General features: G+C 60.7%; 12 protein-coding genes and 3 pseudogenes. 11 read left to right on the top strand and 4 right to left on the bottom strand.

Annotated elements, in window-relative coordinates; genetic code table 11:
* Positions 1-84 precede the first annotated feature (84 nt).
* The 11 genes and pseudogenes from IC762_RS30730 to IC762_RS35525 all read left to right on the top strand — a co-directional run bounded on the left by IC762_RS30730 (position 85) and on the right by IC762_RS35525 (position 11748).
* Positions 85-477 (top strand): DUF2285 domain-containing protein, encoded by a 393-nt coding sequence (locus IC762_RS30730; protein WP_246801333.1) that lies wholly within the window; start codon positions 85-87, stop codon positions 475-477.
* Positions 478-611: 134 nt separating this feature from the next.
* A complete protein-coding gene (locus IC762_RS30725) occupies positions 612-893 on the top strand; it encodes a helix-turn-helix transcriptional regulator (RefSeq protein WP_195785849.1) in 282 nt (93 codons plus the stop codon).
* A 23-nt stretch (positions 894-916) separates the two neighbouring features.
* A complete protein-coding gene (locus IC762_RS30720; RefSeq protein ID WP_195785848.1) occupies positions 917-1801 on the top strand; it encodes a replication initiator protein A in 885 nt (294 codons plus the stop codon).
* A gap of 289 nt (positions 1802-2090) precedes the next feature.
* Positions 2091-2555, top strand: a complete 465-nt coding sequence (locus IC762_RS30715) for a DUF2840 domain-containing protein (protein WP_195785847.1) — start codon at positions 2091-2093, stop codon at positions 2553-2555.
* Positions 2552-3064, top strand: coding sequence for a S26 family signal peptidase (locus IC762_RS30710; protein ID WP_195785846.1), 513 nt, complete (start codon positions 2552-2554; stop codon positions 3062-3064). The genes IC762_RS30715 and IC762_RS30710 overlap by 4 nt, the downstream gene beginning before the upstream one ends.
* Positions 3065-3216: 152 nt before the next feature.
* Positions 3217-4098, top strand: a complete 882-nt coding sequence (locus tag IC762_RS30705; protein ID WP_246801332.1) for a lytic transglycosylase domain-containing protein — start codon at positions 3217-3219, stop codon at positions 4096-4098.
* Positions 4099-4362: 264 nt separating this feature from the next.
* Positions 4363-5426 (top strand): annotated as a pseudogene (locus IC762_RS30700) (IS110 family transposase).
* A 548-nt stretch (positions 5427-5974) separates the two neighbouring features.
* Positions 5975-7738, top strand: coding sequence for a relaxase/mobilization nuclease domain-containing protein (locus IC762_RS30695; RefSeq protein WP_195785845.1), 1764 nt, complete (start codon positions 5975-5977; stop codon positions 7736-7738).
* 36 nt (positions 7739-7774) lie between these two features.
* Positions 7775-9757, top strand: a complete 1983-nt coding sequence (locus IC762_RS30690; RefSeq protein ID WP_195785844.1) for a conjugal transfer protein TraG — start codon at positions 7775-7777, stop codon at positions 9755-9757.
* A 5-nt stretch (positions 9758-9762) separates the two neighbouring features.
* Positions 9763-10192: pseudogene (locus IC762_RS30685) on the top strand (CopG family transcriptional regulator).
* Between the two features lie 1287 nt (positions 10193-11479).
* Positions 11480-11748: pseudogene (locus IC762_RS35525) on the top strand (hypothetical protein).
* Positions 11749-11860: 112 nt separating this feature from the next.
* Here IC762_RS35525 and IC762_RS30680 read toward each other — a convergent pair.
* From IC762_RS30680 to IC762_RS30665, 4 genes are all read right to left on the bottom strand, one after another.
* Positions 11861-12040: a hypothetical protein gene (locus IC762_RS30680; protein WP_195790443.1), complete on the bottom strand. Its 180-nt coding sequence runs from the start codon at positions 12038-12040 to the stop codon at positions 11861-11863.
* A gap of 497 nt (positions 12041-12537) precedes the next feature.
* Positions 12538-13836 (bottom strand): glycoside hydrolase family 130 protein, encoded by a 1299-nt coding sequence (locus tag IC762_RS30675; protein ID WP_195785843.1) that lies wholly within the window; start codon positions 13834-13836, stop codon positions 12538-12540.
* Positions 13837-13883: 47 nt separating this feature from the next.
* Positions 13884-16160 (bottom strand): glycosyltransferase family 4 protein, encoded by a 2277-nt coding sequence (locus IC762_RS30670; RefSeq protein WP_195785842.1) that lies wholly within the window; start codon positions 16158-16160, stop codon positions 13884-13886.
* On the bottom strand, positions 16148-17065 hold the full coding sequence (locus IC762_RS30665) for a class I mannose-6-phosphate isomerase (RefSeq protein ID WP_195785841.1): 918 nt from the start codon (positions 17063-17065) through the stop codon (positions 16148-16150). The genes IC762_RS30670 and IC762_RS30665 overlap by 13 nt, the downstream gene beginning before the upstream one ends.
* Positions 17066-17132 lie beyond the last annotated feature (67 nt).

Raw genomic sequence — 17132 nt, 5'->3', positions numbered from 1 at the left:
ACACCTCAGCCACTGCTAGATCTTGCAGCCGGGCGGGTACGGCGCGCCGCCGATGGATGGCACGCCATCCTTCGTGTCGGCGCAGTGGAGCATCGTGTCTGGCTGAAAGAGCCGCCAGCGATCGGCGCCCACTATGTGGCGGAGTTGCCGTTTGATGGCGATTTCGATGCACGCGCTTATGCAGCCCGACGGCTGTGGCGAGCGATGCATGGGCGCAGGCCGGGACCGGCCTTTCACGAGCTGTCCAAACAGAGACGCGAGCGATTAAGCGCCACCATCCGCGCGCTCGACGCGCACGCGGCCGGAAGCACTTACCGTGTAATTGCCGAACATCTGTTTGGCAAAAAGCGTATCCCCGATCGCGCCTGGAAAACGCACGACCTGCGCAATCGCACGATTCGCCTCGTTCAAGGCGGCCTCGCATTGATGCGCGGCCGCTATCGCGAATTGCTGCGTCCCAAGCGCAAGGACAAATAGCACCTGCAGTCAGGGGGTATCGAAAACGTACCCCGCAAACATCGGCATCCCCCTTCGCGGCCCTTCTCCGCGATGGTGACCGTCGACGCGCCGCTGTTCGCACCGGCGCTCCAGATGGTCACGGAGCTTCTCAAATGCCCGATCCGAACGCCGGCTTGCCGCCGCGATACTTGCGCACGCCCGAAGCCGCGCGATTCCTCGGTCTTTCCGGCCGGACGCTGGAAAAGCACCGCACCTACGGCACCGGGCCGACCTACCGGAAGATCGGCGGTCGCGTCGTTTACGCGCTCGATGACCTGAAGGCATGGGCCGATCTCGGCGCCAAAACGTCGACGTCCGATCCCGGCAAGGGGACCGTGTTGCCTGCCAAGAAGCATCCGACCTTGCGCCCGTATGCGGGCCAGGAACGTCGCTGATCGTCAGGAAAAGAGCACTGGCGATGCGACGCAAACCACTTTCCGAACGTCATCAACTGGAACTGTTTCGTGCGCTGCCCGGCGATCTCGCGCCGCGCGACGCGCAGGATTTGATGGCATATCCGTTCTTTTCGCTGGCAAAGACCAAACGCGTTGTGCCGATCGATTTCCGCGCGGGCGCAATCGCCATTCGTGTCGAAGCGGTGCCGGAACACGGCATGGCGACCATCTGGGATGCAGATGTCCTGATCTGGGCTGCGTCGCAGATCGTTGAAGCGCGAGACGCGGGCTTGAAGACTTCGCGCTTGATGGCTGCGACGCCATACGAGATTCTGACGTTTGTCGGCCGCGGCACCAGCGTGCGCGACTATGATCGGCTGAAGGCTGGTCTCGACAGACTTCAGTCAACGACCGTGCTGACATCGATCCGCCAGCCGACAGAGCGACGACGGCATCGCTTCTCCTGGATCAACGAGTGGAAGGAGACAGCGGATGCAAACGGACGTCCATTCGGGCTCGAACTGATCCTGCCTGATTGGTTCTATGCCGGCGTCATCGACGACGCGCTCGTGCTCACGATCGATCGCGCCTATTTCGATCTGACGGGCGGACTTGAGCGCTGGCTGTACCGTCTTGTGCGCAAGCACGGCGGTCGGCAGGAGGGCGGCTGGAGTTTCGATCTTGTGCATCTCCATGCCAAGTCCGGCAGCCTCTCGCCGCTCAAACATTTTGCATACGACGTGCGCCAGATCGTCCAGCGCCAGACATTGCCCGGCTATCAGCTCGTGCTCACGCGCGACCGGAACGGCAGCGAACGACTGAACTTCGCACCTACGCCGCCTATTGATCCCTTAACGGCACGCTTGCGCCGCCGCGGTCTCATTCCAAATTCGGAGGAAAACCTATGAATCAGCTCGTGCTATCGGGGACCGCAGCCCTCGTGCTATCGGGGACCCAGTCCTCGTGCTATCGGGGACCGAAATCGAGCTTAAGAGCTTGTATCTCCGCGCTTTCCAGCCGTTCTAACTTTACTAACCAGAAATCCTTCGGATTTCTTCTAACGGACCAAGCTGGAAACTGCATCGCACGCGACTGGCAACCGCGGGGCGTCAATCCTCCTTGTCGGCGGAAGCCGCATAGGTGCTTCGCCGCCGCCAATGCTTACGGCTCTCCATTCCCGTCTCCGGGAGCGGCGGCATGAGCGATCTCACCGAAGTGGAAGTGCTGTGGCTCGAGAAGCGTATCGAGAACCGCATTCGGTTCGGCTGCATCGTCGAGGAACGGAAGATTGCTCGCCACCGACGTGTCCTGTCATTCGCGCCAGGCAGCATCTTTGGTTTCGTTCGCTGGACGTCCAACGACTTTGGAACGGTCATTTCGCGGATCGACATCTTGCGCGCAGTCGCTCGGGGACAGCGCTGCTCGACCGTCCCTTATGTGACACCCGGCGGAGAGATTCTGCTGCGCCTGTCAGGCTGGCCGAAGGTCGAGCGCGTGCTGCAAATCACCGATGCCGTTGAGGTGCTCGGCATCGATCCCGCCGACGTCGCGCCTGATCATTGGCATCACGTTCATAACCGTTTGTCTGTCAACGAAAATCCGCGTCCATATACGAAAGCGCGCCACCAGGCCTGGCTTCACCGGCAGAGGGTAATGCGATGATGGGACGCCTGAAGACGCTGGCCGCGACGTTCGGGGGAGCTGCTGCGCTCGTCGCGACGATCGTCCTGGAGCCGCTTCCGGTTTACATCTGGAACGCATCCGCGAGCGTACCGATCGGTCTCTATCGGCTCCGACCGGCGGACCAATTCCAAGTCACCGAATTGGTCGCCGTGCAGCCGCCCGAGCCGCTCGCGACCTTCCTCGACCTTAACGGCTATTTGCCCATTGGCGTCCCCATGCTGAAGCGGGTGCTCGCCCTTCCGGGGCAGAGTGTTTGCAGAACCGGCCTCACGATTTCGGTCGATGACGTCGCGGTGGGCGAGGCGAAGGATCACGACGGACGAGGCAGGTCGCTACCGAAATGGCAGGGCTGCAGCGTTGTCGGCGACGGCGAGCTCTTTCTGATGAACTGGCAGTCGGACAACTCTCTTGATGGCCGGTATTTTGGATTGCTTCCGGCGTCTAGCGTGATCGGCCGTGCGATCCCGGTGTGGACGTGGGAGGAGTGATCGTGCGCATTCGACGTGTTCTCCTCGCCATTCCCTTGTTCGATCGATTGCGAGATCATTCCTCTGTCTCGATCGATGTCTGCAGGGCTGGCGTGAGCCCGACCGCGTGCTTGGGTCGGTTGGGCACGCGCGTTTGTGCTGTCGTGCCCCTGATGCTTCTTCTGACCGCGTTCGACAGCGCTGCTTTGGCCCAGAGCGGATCAGCCACCCAGCCGGCGATCAGTCAGACCACTCACGCATTTGACGGTTTCATCGATGAAGCCTCACAACGCTTTGCGATTGCGCCGAACTGGATCCGATCAATTCAACGTATCGAGAGTGCTGGCGACCAGCACGCCAGATCGCCGAAAGGCGCAATGGGCCTGATGCAAATCATGCCGGCGACTTGGGCGGAACTTCGCGAGCGCTACAATCTCGGGAACGACCCCTACGACCCGCACGACAACATTCTGGCCGGCACAGCCTATCTGCGCGAACTGCTCGATCGGTATGGCTCGCCTGGCGTGTTTGCCGCGTACAATGCGGGACCAACTCGCTACAAAGAGCATCTCGCGGGCGTCTCTCTGCCAGGCGAGACGCGAGCATACGTCGCAAAACTTGCAAATCTGATTGCCATCGAACTGCCGCCGAGGTGGACGTCAAGCGGACAGTCATCAGCAGTTGCGACGCTATTCGTCACACGATCCGATCTCATGAAGCCGCGCGATCGATTGCTGGCGCTCATGCCGCCGGGCGGTGTCACGACCGCAATCTTCGCGCCCGATGTTTCGCCCATGGTTCCCCGGTCGATTGGCGTGTTCGTCCCTCGATCGGATTCGGGAGTTCGCAAGCCATGGCGTGCTTCACCGAGCAAGTGGCACGTGCCGAGGGCGTACGGGCGATGCCTTCGGTCCACGCTCTACTCGTCGCTTCGCTCCTCACCGAGCCACCCTTCGGGTGTCTCGGCCTTTCGGGTAACGATCGCTATCGCAACACTCGGAAACAGTGGGGCTTCGCAAGTCAGCTGCCAAGTCGCGGCGGCTCTTTCGCGATGAATTGGCCACCAGCCGACGTGTTCGGGCAGGCGCGATTGAAGGATCTACCGCAATGACCACGACTGCATTTTGTCGCAAATCGCCGCGAGCACCGAGTTGGCTTGGAGGTTGGGCCGTCGGAGTCAGCGGCCGGGAAACCACGACGACAGGACGGCTCTTCAAATCGGGCTTCGAGATACCGGTGCACGGGGATAGCGCGGCCGTGGCCGAATCCGGAGCCAGGTGCAACGACTTGGAACGTCGTTGCCACAAGGGAGAGCTCCGATGAAACTCTACGTTGGATTGGACGTCGGTCTTGAGGAAACCAGCCCTTGCGTCGTCGATAACGAGGGCCTCACGGTCCGCGAAGTGAAGCTCAGCACGGAGCCGGAGGCGATCCGCTCCGCTTTGGGGAGCTACGCGGATCGCCTCGATAGAGTGGGAGTCGAGGCGTCATCGCTTGGTATCTGGTTGTACCGTGAACTGCAGCCGACTGGGGTTCCGATCGTTGTTGTCGAAGCGCGCCACATGCGTGTCTCGCTGTCGACCATGCGCAACAAAACTGATCGCAATGATGCCCGCGGCATTGCGCAGATGATGCGACTGGGTTGGTACCGCGCGGTCCATGTCAAGAATATCGAGATGCAGAAGATGCGTTCGTTGCTGGCGAACAGGAAGTTGCTCAAGCGCAAGCTGATCGATGTCGAGAATCACGTTCGTGGTACGCTCAGGGCTTACGGCTTGCTGGTCGGGGCGGTCGGCCGAGGCGGTTACAAAGCACGGGTCCGCGAGCTGCTCGAGCACAGCGATCCGGTATTTACCTTGATGATCGAGACAATGTTGGATGTTCGGCGATCGCTCTTCGAGGGCTGCGAAGACTGCATAAGGTGCTTCTGCAGGTGGTCCAGCATGATGCAATTTGTCGTCGGCTGATGACCGTGCCCGGCGTTGGTCCCGTTGCGGCGCTTTCGTTTAAGGTCGGCGTTGATGATCCCCTTCGTTTTGCACGATCCCGGACAGTTGGTGCGCATTTTGGCTTGACGCCAAGACGTCATCAATCTGGAACCTCCATCGACTACGAAGGCCGGATTACCAAACAGGGTGACATTGCGGTTCGCGAGGCGCTCTGCGAGGCGGCAGCGAGCCTTCTGTTGCGGGTCAGGAAATGGTCGGCACTGCGAGCCTGGGGCCTGCGGATCGCCAAACGGTCGAGCATGTTGTGCGCGATCGTTGCGGTCGCACGCAAGCTCGCGAGCATCCTGCACAGGATGTGGGTCAATGAGACCGACTTCCACGTCGGCTTCGGCGCCAAGGTCACGCAACGATTGCGTTTGAAGCCCGCGCAGTAACTGCTGTGGGATCACGGAGGATGAGCGCTGGTGTTGCAGCCGGCATGCTGAGGAGGAGCAACAATTAGAGATCCGCGCGCGCGGTGAGCGTCCCCTGGCGGGGCCGCGAAACGGGGAATGTCCGCTATTTCTTGCCTGCTTCCGTCCTACGTGATGAGAGCGACTGATTGCTTGGACAGCCCTGTTTACGAACCCGATGAAGAGCATGCGACGGCCATGGTGCTGAACGCGAAGGAACGCATGGACCCCGCCTGGAGAATGCAAACCGCGGTCGCGGCTTTGGTGAGGTGTGTGCGTTGTTGTTGCAAGGAGTGCGTGATGATTGAAATGCAGAAAGTCGCAGAAAAGCGTAGGCGTGGGTTGACTTTGCACGCCCGATTAGGAAGGCGAGATAAAAGGGGCTCGCCGGTCGAACCGCAAGCCATTGGCATGGCTTGGTTTCTGGCGTGCCGGTCGGTCGGGGCGCGTGCCGCGCCTTGCGTTTTGAACAATGTAATCAAGGGCATTTTCGGCACTGTAGCTGTTTTAGTGCTGTTCGAGGCTCGGCCATGACCGTCGGCGACAGCGATCTGCGCATTCGGCCTGGGCGCATCCGCAGCACTCGCGCGCCGAAGCAGAAGAGTTTTATCAACCAGGTGCTACGCGCCGCAAAGAAGGCTGGACATACCTCTGGTCAGGCTGCGGCTGGCAAGCGTTCTGCGGCCTATGGGCGCTCGACCTTTGGCCGCGGCCGGCTCGCCTTTAGTCGGGGCCGATTGTTCAGTTCGGCGCGGCGCGTTGTGGTGAAGGCGCGGGTCGTTCGCCATAAGGGACGTTCGTTTCGCTCGGCGCCGCTGACAGCCCATCTTTCATACCTGAAGCGCGATGGGGTAACCCGAAGCGGCGAGCGGGCCGAGATGTTCGATGCCGGCAGTGATCGTGTCGATGCCGCCGCTTTCGCCGAGCGGTGCCAGGATGACCGGCATCATTTTCGGTTCATCGTCTCGCCTGAGGACGCGGGCGACATGAGCGACCTTAAGGCCTTCACCCGCGATCTCGCCAAACAGATGGAGACGGACCTCGGCACGCGGCTCGACTGGGTGGCTGTCGATCACTGGAACACGGACAATCCCCACGTCCATCTCCTTGTTCGGGGAGTCGATGAGGAAGGGGCCGATCTCGTGATCTCCCGCGACTACATCAGCCAGGGCCTGCGCTCACGGGCCGAGGAGCTGGTTGGCATCGAGCTCGGTCCGAAACCTGAGCACGAGATCCGCAATTCGCTGGAGAGAGAAGTTACGGCAGAGCGATGGACACGGCTCGATCGGGAGGTCCGACTGGCCGCAGATGAGACGGGCTACATCGATCTTCGCCCCGAAAATCCCGGCAGCTCCGATCCCGAGATCCGGCGCCTGATGGTTGGCCGCCTTCAGCATCTGGAGAAGATGGGCTTCGCGGCATCCGCCGCGCCGGGGGAATGGATGGTCGGGCTCGAGGCCGAGCGCAGCTTGCGCGACCTCGGCATGCGCGGCGACATCATCAAGACCATGCACCGCGCCTTTACCGAGCGCGGGGAAGCGCGCGGCGTTGCCGACTACGTCATCGAGGGTGGACAGCCATCGTCCCATATCATCGGACGACTCGTCGATCGGGGATTGCATGACGAATTGACGGGTGAGGCCTACGCCCTGATCGATGGAACAGACGGACGCGCTCACCACGTCCGCTTCCGAGGAATCGACGCCTTCGAACATGCGCCGCCCGTCGGCGGCATCGTTGAAGTCCGACGCTTCGGTCACGCCGGCGATCCACGCCCCACCTTGGTGCTCGCGATCCGTTCCGATCTCGATCTTGCCGATCAGGTCACCGCGAAAGGCGCCACCTGGCTGGACCACCGACTGGTCGAACGTGATCCGGTGCCGCTCGCCATGGGCGGATTCGGTCGCGAGACCCGCCACGCCATGGAAGCTCGCACCGAGCATCTGGTTCAGCAAGGTCTGGCGCGGCGGCAGGGACAGCGCATCATCCTGCAGCGTGACCTCCTGGATACCTTGCGCCGGCGCGAGCTCGACGAGGTGGCGGCAAAAGTCTCGGCCAACACGGGCCTGCCTCATGTGAAGTCCGCCTCCGGTGAACATGTAGCGGGCACCTATCGCCAGCGCCTGACGCTCGCCTCCGGGCGATTCGCCATGATCGACAACGGGCTCGGCTTCCAACTCGTGCCCTGGTCGCGCGAGCTCGAAACGAAATTCGGCCAGCACGTCGCCGGCGTTGTGAAAGACGGCGGTGGCATCGAATGGGGCTTTGGTCGCAAGCGCGACCTGGGCCTCTAACCATCTCACCAATGCAGTAGCGGAAGGGCGTTCGGGATGTCCGGAACCAAGATCCTCTGGGGTCAGGTGATCGTTGTCGGCTTGATCGTTCTGCTGGCGATCTGGGGAGCAACCGAATGGACGGCGTGGCGGCTCGCCTACCAACCGGAGCTTGGCCGGCCCTGGTTCGAACTGCTGGGTTGGAAAGTCTACTACCCGCCGGTCTTTTTCTGGTGGTGGTTCGTCTACGACGCGTATGCGCCTCAGGTCTTTGTCGAGGGAGCCTTCATCGCGGCGTCGGGGACCTTCATTTCGATTGCGGTGGCGATCGGCATGTCGGTCTGGCGGGCGCGTGAGGCGAAGAACGTCGAGACCTATGGTTCTGCGCGCTGGGCCAGTCCGGAGGAGGCGAAAGCCGCCGGGCTTCTCGGTCCCGATGGCGTGGTGCTGGGCAAACTCGACGGCGACTACCTTCGCCATGACGGGCCGGAGCACGTGTTGTGTTTCGCGCCCACCCGGTCCGGCAAGGGCGTCGGTCTCGTTGTTCCCTCGTTACTGGTCTGGCCAGGCTCGGCCATCGTTCACGACATCAAGGGCGAGAACTGGCAACTGACCGCCGGCTTCCGTTCGCGGCATGGCCGGGTCCTGTTGTTCGACCCGACCAACCCGAAATCGTCGGCCTACAACCCGCTGCTCGAGGTCCGGCGTGGGGAGTGGGAGGTTCGCGACGTCCAGAACGTGGCCGACGTCCTGGTCGACCCCGAAGGCTCGCTCGATAAACGAAACCATTGGGAGAAGACCAGTCATTCGCTCCTGGTCGGGGCCATCCTCCACGTCCTCTATGCCGAGGCGGACAAGACCCTGGCCGGTGTGGCCGCGTTCCTGTCCGACCCCAAACGGCCGATCGAGGCGACGTTAAAGGCAATGATGACTACGCCGCACCTTGGCGAGCATGGTGCTCATCCCGTGGTCGCCTCGACCGCCCGCGAGCTCCTGAACAAATCGGACAATGAGCGCTCTGGTGTCCTGTCCACCGCCATGTCGTTCCTCGGGCTGTACCGAGATCCCGTAGTGGCCCAGGTGACCTGCCGTTGCGATTGGCGGATCGCGGACCTGATTGCGGATCTCCGCCCGACGACGCTGTACCTCGTGGTGCCGCCCTCCGATATCTCGCGGACCAAACCATTGATCCGCCTGGTGCTGAATCAGATCGGCCGGCGGCTGACCGAGGACTTGCACGCTCGCGACCGCCGGCATCGAGTCCTGATGCTGCTTGACGAGTTCCCTGCGCTTGGGCGGCTCGATTTCTTCGAGTCCGCGCTCGCCTTCATGGCAGGTTATGGCATCAAAAGCTTTCTGATCGCGCAATCGCTCAATCAGATCGAGAAGGCCTATGGGCCTAACAACGCCATTCTCGACAACTGCCACGTCCGGGTCAGCTTTGCGACCAATGACGAGCGGACCGCCAAGCGGGTGTCCGACGCGCTGGGGACGGCGACCGAGATGCGGGCGATGAAGAACTATGCGGGCCACAGGTTGAACCCCTGGCTGGGGCACCTCATGGTCTCACGTCAGGAGACGGCAAGGCCGCTGCTGACCCCCGGCGAGGTCATGCAGCTCCCGCCGATGGATGAGATCGTCATGGTGGCGGGCACGCCGCCGATCCGGGCGAAGAAAGCCCGGTACTATGAGGATCGGCGGTTTACCGAGCGGGTCTTGCCACCGCCTGATCCGGCGCTGTCGGGTCGATCATCGCGAACGGACGGATGGTCAACGCTCGGAACGCTGGCGCCGGAGCCGACTGACAAAGCCGCGCAGGCAGGGGAAGACACGGCGAATAGTGGTCTTCGCCGAGAGCCCGAACTGCCCGATCACGTTGCGATCGTCAAGGAGACGACCGAGCCGACGCCGGTAGAGGAATTTGCCGTCGTTCTTGACGACGATGAGGACGCGGTCCGTCAATCTCGGCTGATACGACAACAGATGCGAGGTGTCGTCCGTCAAGTCGCGCTCGACCCAAATGACGGCATGGAGCTCTGAGACACATGCGCGACCGGATGAACGTGTATTTCCCGCCGGAGCTTCTGAAGCAGATCTCTGATCTCGCCGATCGCAAAAAGCTCTCCCGATCTGCGATCGTGGAAGCGGGCGTCATTTCTATCGCCGGACGGCGCGGACAGGCGGGAGGCGGCGTTTACCCGGCGCCTGGACCGTTTATCGCGTCAGATGCAACGGCTGGAGCGTGACGTCGGTCTGACGGCCGAGACTTTGGCCCTCTTCATCCGCTTCTGGCTGACGATTACGCCGCCATTGCCTAACGACGCACAGCCTGCTGCCCAGGCAAAAGGCCGGGAACGCTTTGAGGGATTTGTCGAGGCGCTCGGGCGCCGTTTACAAAAAGGGCAGAGCTTCCTGCGTGAAATCCCAGAAGAGGTCCGCCGTGAAGACTCGGTAAACGAATCTCGCGAGCCCTAGCGAGCAGCGGCGCGTCCGGTGTTTATGAGAAACCGGAAGTGGTTGGCAGCGCGCCGAAGCGACGCGATTGACCCTTAGCTGAAGTCCGCTCGACCATCGCCGTCGGCTGATTGGCGAAGAGCCGAAGTCGCTCAGTTTGGTCTCGGCATTGGCGACTTTTGACCCGTTAGGGACATTGGGTCATTTGGTCGGCGTCTTAGTTCGGGAAAAGTTCCGAGATTGCCGATCTGTTCCCATACAAGGCTGGGGGCTGGCCCGTTTCCGGCCTCAGTGGCCTAGTTTGATTTGCTAGGTGGCCTGTTTTGGTTTTGAGGCGCATAAGTAGAACATGGAATCTCACCACCGAACCTGCCAGTGCGGAGCCGTCTACGACAGAAGCGAGTCGATCGCCCCAACCCGCGAAATCAGCAGCTTTGAATGCTCCCTCTGTGGGGCAACGCTGGAAACCTGGAACTCAGCTTGGGTGCCGACCTACAGGTTTCTAGCCGGCCCTGTGCGCAGGCCTGATGGCCCACAGAGCTAGAAACAAACGCGACTGCTACAGTATTCTCTTGCTATGGCAGAGTCGTTCGGAAACTCGTTTACCGTCGTGGAGGTCACCGCCGACGAACTGTCGACGGACGGTCCAACCAAGCAGCGTTGGATTGCTCTAGCTAAGCCAGATCAGGCCCTGACGTTGGTTCTCACGGAGGTGCCAGAGGGCTGGACAGCGGAGATTGTGGATATCGAATTGACGGAGAAGCAACGACGGAAGCTCGAAGGACTCCGCCTCAAGCCGGGTGACGTTTATAGACTAACGAAGTAAGGCCGCCTCTGTTAGAGTGGCGCCGCTATTTGTCAGGCGCGATCACGGGGGGCAGCAACTGCGTGGGGAGGATACCCGTACCAGTCTGATGCCCGCGCGATATAGCGAGAGCCAACGCCAAGACGCCTGCCGTTATGATGATCGCCCCGCGCATATGGCGATCTTAGTTCGCTATGTGGAAATCACAATTTGACAGTTGGTCGAAGGCCGCCTCGGTTGGCGGCCTCTTTCATTCAGCCATACGCTGACTTCCACTTCTGGCCCATCGGCGACCTTCGAGGCAGCCCCACCTTGGTCAGCTCTTGAGCGAATAGCAGTCGGCCTGCTCCGCATTTCTTTCTAACGCCGGCTTGGCGTTCTGCACAGGCGCTGCCGAACACCTGGACAAGCTGCAGCCCTCCCGATTGCGAATCCCTACTCCGTGCTAAGCGCCCGGAACGAGCATGAGGGCGGAAGGATTCGTCCCGGCAGGAGCGATCTATATGCTGACGACGAAGGAAAGACGGCCGGCGATCTGGACCCTAGGCGGCTGCACGATTTCCGCGCTGCAGGACCCTGGCGCCATCCGCGAGTGCGAGGAGCATGGATGGAAGCGGGACCGTGCCGACCCGCACGCCCGTGACCGAGCCCTGATATCGCGAGACAAGATCCGCCGCCCGGCCTGTCTCCCGATCAAGCGGCGGCTGAGATTCGAAACGTGTTGGACTCGATCGGCGACACTTGCCCGGAATGTCTTCCGCAAGACCACTGAGTCCCGCGCAGCGTTCCGAATTAGACCCTGCTCACAAGTTCGAGCGTGTTCTTAATCGCCGGGGCGAGTCTCCAGTGATCAACGCTGGACGGTCGCCGCAATTTCTCGAATATCATCCGATGAGCCATCGCCCTTTGTGAATATCGAACTTCACCAACCCTTCGTCTCGCATCTTCAACAGGAGGGATTGGCAAGTTTCTTCATTCACGATGTTGGCACGTCTCATGACTTCGTAGACTTTGAGTGGTTTTTCGCGGAGCGCGTTCAGGATATTTTCGCGATCGTTCAGCATAACTAGAATCCTACCGTCAAAAAGCGCGCCAGATCACTGAGAATATGAAAGCTGATCTTCCGTAACGACTCGCTCGATCTTCTCCGATTTGCACTTGATGCGGTATCTAATACGTCCATCTGCCTCGATTGGCATACATTGAACGATGGTGTAAATCATTGGACGCTCAGTAGCAGCACGTCCTTGTGGCCATTGTGGCTGATGGCGAACGTCTTCATTCAGCTTGTAGGCGTATGACATGGGTCTACCTCTAAACCTACAGCTGCTCTAACGCGGGCTGTACTGTGATGCAATGCAATACGTCCTGTTGCCGTTCCGCTTCTGAGCCCTTCACGGACATCCGGGTAGCGCCGACGCGATGCCGCTTTCTGGAAGCATGACTCTTCTATTTCGAGACCAGATGAGAGCCGCTCCGCCGTTCACTTGCACCGATCATTTACTGATCCGCGGTTCTCACCTGGCCATTTGCAATCTCTGCTTTTACAACAAAATATCGTTCATTCCATGGCGTTCATCAGACTGGTGATGTTGATCGTCGCGAAGTTAGAGAATGTATCCGAGACGGCGTAGGGAAAGATGATCTTGTCGTGATGTCGCAACGCGCCGCAAGTGTACACGACGTTTGGGACATATCCCTCACGTTCGGACGGATCGGGTCGAAGCAAGGGTTCATGCAGGCGCGCAAGTACTTTCGACGGATCGTTCTTGTCAAGCAACGCTGCCCCGATCGAATATTTCCGAACCGGCCCGACACCGTGAGTTAACAGCAGCCAGCCCTCATCCAGTTCGATCGGCGATCCGCAATTGCCGATCTGCACGAACTCCCACGGGAATTCAGGTTTCAGAACTGCGTGGCCGCCATTGTCCCATGTATGGAGGTCGTCGGAATAGATGAGATAGAGATTTTCGTTGTCTTGCCGGGCGATCATGGCATATCGGCCGCCGATCTTCTTCGGAAAGAGCGCCATGCCCTTGTTGCGCGCGGCGCTGCCCTTCAGGGGGGACAGTCTGAACGACACGAAATCGGACGTCTCAATCAGCTCCGACCTGATTGCCCTGCCGCTATAGGCAGTGAAGGTCGCGTAGTAGATCTGCCGTTCGCCATCGCTGAACTGCACGAAGCGTGCATCCTCAATGCCGTTTGACTGAGACGAGGTAATGGGAAAGATGACCCGTTCGCTGATATCTTCGCCGCTTTGGAAAGCAACCTCGACATCCTCCCCGGCGGGCCCCTGCGTCTGCGCGAGCATGGTGGGGCTCGAGGCCAGGCGCGTCGTTGGATCGACGCTGACCGCTCCGTCTGCGGCGATCATTCCGGACCGAAAGGTCAGCGATGAGATGTGCCCTTCGCCGACGGCACGAAGGCTCAGGATGAAGCGTAACGCACCGGGAGGCACGCCGGACTGATCGGGATGCGCTACGATGCTCGGGTTGAACAAGGCAGATGCTTCGAACGAGTATTCGTTGAGAAAATAGGCGCCGACCAATTGGCGTTGCGTTTGCGTGAACGAGGCGTGGACGGCCAACGCACCTTCCATTTCGTCGGCGCGTGCCTCGAAGGCCCGCAGCAAATTGCGGTGCCGGCCGATGAAATTCTCAAGAACATCGTCGAGTTGGCGGGCTGCCGCATCGGCACCGAGTGCCAGCACCCGATCGACGATGTGGTTCGCACGGGTCTTGTCCGTGGGGTTGAGATCGCGCGGTTCGGTAGCCGGCTTGAAGCGGCGCACAATGACCCGTGTCGGGTCGGGTCGCAAATAAAGCGCCTGACGGTTCAGGAATGGAGATTGCGACAAAGCATCCTCGGATTGCTTTCAAGGAGAGGGAAAATCATCGATGGCCGTCAGGCAACCAGCGGCGCGGGCTGCACGCGGCTTTCACTCAGGCGAGCGAGTTGCCTGATTTCGCAGAGGCCGAGCAGATACGACACGACTGATTCCCCGCCGCAGTTCTCATTCGCACGGTCCGGATGCAGGCCGTCGCGGCAACTGCCGGTTTCCAGATCGACCAGGGAAGTCGAAAGGTCGTTGCTGCCGAGGAACCATGCGAACACACGCGCGGCTTCGGCTTTCCACTCGACATCATGCTCGGCTCGCCATGCCGCGAGACAGGCGGCGATGGTGGCCGTAGCCTCGAGCGGCTGTTGATCGAACGGCCTCGGCTTCCGCCGCGTGTCGCCAAAACCTGCGGTGCCGACGGGCCGGAATTGACCGCTCGCGGCAGTCTGCTGGTTCACTAGCCAGCGCAGCGATCTCAAGCCGGCGTCCAGATACACGGCACTCTTGGTCGCCATGCCGGTCAGGATGAGGGCTTGCGGCAAGCGGGCGTTATCGTAGGCAAGGCCTTCTTCGAACCAAACCCAGTCCTGGGTCTCGACCGCATCGAAGATCGCCATCAATCGATCCGCCAGGCGAAGCCGGAGATCGGCGGCGCCCGCGTCGTCGGGGACGGCGGCACAATAGGCGTCGAGCCCGAGCAGGACGAAAGCCCAGGCACGCGGCGAGCGAAAGGCTTCCACACTCCGCGCAGCCTCGGCAAACAGCGCCGCAGCCCATTTCCGCCGTGACAGATTCGCGTCGGTCAACGCGCACACGCCGAGAGCCCACAAGGTCCGGCCATGGCTGTCTTCCGAGCCGCTATCCTCGAGCCAGCAGCGGTTAAAGCCCATGAAATTGCGAAATCGCTTTGTGTCGGGATTCCATGCGTGCTGGACAAAGCCGGCAAACCGCGCCGTCAACACTTCCGCCAATCGCTCCTCGCCGGGAATGTTGAGCGCACACGCTAGCAGCAGCGCGCGGGCATTATCGTCGACACAATAGCCATGGGAGCGATCCGGCACGCAATGTACTGCGTGTTGGAACAATCCGGTGTCGTCGCACATCGACAGGAAATGATCGATGCGCATTTCCGGCGGAGCGCGGCTATCGCGCAACAGCGTGCTGGTGTCCGAGCGCACGATTGCCTTTAAACGATGCCTGCGACCGGCATTGTCGAACATCGACACGTAACGTTCGGCTGTCCGCTCCCACGTCATGGGACGACTGCTCGAATAGGCCCGCTTGCGCATGGCTTGCCGCAACACCGTGTTGGTCAGTAGCTTCGCGATTTCATGGCCAGTGGCCGCGGTATCTCCAAACGGAACCAGGATGCCACGGCCGTCGGCCAGCAGCTCGCGCGCATGCCAGTATGGCGTGGAGACGACCGCCTTTCCCAGGCCAAAACTGTAAGCCAGCGTGCCCGACGTCATCTGAGCTTCGTTTAGATACGGCGTAACATAGACGTCGCACATCGAAATGAAATCGAGCAGCGTCGACTGGTCGACGAACTGGTCAAGAAACACGACATGCCTGTCGATCCCGAGCTTTTGAACACGCGCCACGAGGCTATCGCGATAGGCCTCGCCCTGGTCGCGTATCAGGTTCGGATGGCTCGCGCCGAGCACGACATAGACAGCATCGGGACGGCTTCTCAGGATCGCGGGCATGGCGTCGATCATGACTTCGATGCCCTTGTTGTGCGACAGAAGACCGAAAGTAAGAATAACCGCCCGGCCGCTGAAACCTCGCCTGGCTTTGGCCTCGTCCGGTTCAACGAACGCAAATTCCGGAATTCCGTGCGCGATGACCTCGATCTTTTCGTTGGCCACCCGATAAATGGTTCTCAGCAACTCGCGGCCCTTTTCGGCCATCACCACGATCTTGGACGATATCTCGGAAATCCGGACGATGACTTCGCGTTGCACCTTCGTCGGCTCGGCAAGCACGGTATGGAGCGTCGTCACGACTGGCATATTCAGGCGCGACAGCAGCGCCAGAATGTGACTGCCGGAGTCGCCGCCGAAAATGCCAAACTCATGCTGAAGAGATGCAACCTCGAACCGGCCGCGGTTCAAGAACTCTGCCGCACGAACATAGTCCTCCGGCCGGTCGTCGTTGATCTGAAATCCAACCGCAGAAGGATAGTCATATGCTTGGCCGTGGTCGGTCATCGCAACGACGACCGTCTCCAGATCAGGCCGCGAGGCAGCGACAGCGTGCTGAAGATCGGTAGTGAATGTGGCTATGCCACACCGGCGAGGCAATGAATTGCCGATGAATGCGACCCGATTTAGCGCGACCACGTTTGCAGCTCCTCCGTTTTCGGCCGGGGATGTCCGGGCATGTCTGGGTGATGCTCAACGAGTGCAACTGAGTCTGCATGTGGGCCGGGATAGGCGAGAAGCGCCGTCAGACCGTCGGGGCCGACCTCGATCCTAAGCTGATCCGCCTCGAGAAAGACCGCCTGACCGGCGGACATTGTCGCTGCTGCGATCCGGCCTTGCCCTTTAATCAAGACAATCCACGCCTCGTTTTGAGCGTCGAGCGTCCAGACCGAGCCGGCGGCAAGATCGATTTGTTCAAGGAAGAAATGGGCACTGGTGACGAGGGCCGTTCGCGTCTCATTTAGTTTTCGCGAAGGCCATTGACGCGGTGCCGGCGCCGCCTTGGCAGCGGCAACGGCATTTTCGGGATGCAGCTCACGCTGCCGTCCGTAGTCGAAAAGGCGGAACGTGGCGTCGCTGTGCTGCTGGATTTCGGCAAGAACGATGCCCGCGCCGATCGCATGAATGGTGCCGGCGGGAACAAAAATAGCATCACCGCAGCGAACCGGACGCCACTGCACGAGGTCATCGATCGAGCCATCAGCAATGGCGGTTCGCAGCTCCGTCGATGAGAGCGACCGCTTCAATCCGATGGCAACCCGGGCACCGGGTACGGCCGAAAGAATGTACCACGCCTCGGTCTTGCCATTGGCCAGACCGATCGATCGGGCGAACGTATCGTCGGGATGAACCTGAATGGACAGCGGCTCCGTCGTGAAGAGCAGTTTGAGCAGCAGCGCGCTCCTCGGAGAATTCGCGTCCGCGCGCCGAAACCATAGTTCGCCGATGGGATCGTCACTGGCGGCGATGTCGCTCCAAGGAAGCAGATTGCGGCTTCCCCACGGCTTGCGTCGGAACTCTACAATGGCGCGCTCGATCGACACTCGGCCTCCTGGCCCTTGCGGCGCAAGCCGTACCACTCGCGATTCAATCGACGCTTTCTCTTCGTGA

Source organism: Bradyrhizobium genosp. L, from assembly GCF_015624485.1.
Classification (GTDB): Bacteria; Pseudomonadota; Alphaproteobacteria; order Rhizobiales; family Xanthobacteraceae; genus Bradyrhizobium.
This window is presented reverse-complemented; position numbering and strand designations above follow the sequence as displayed.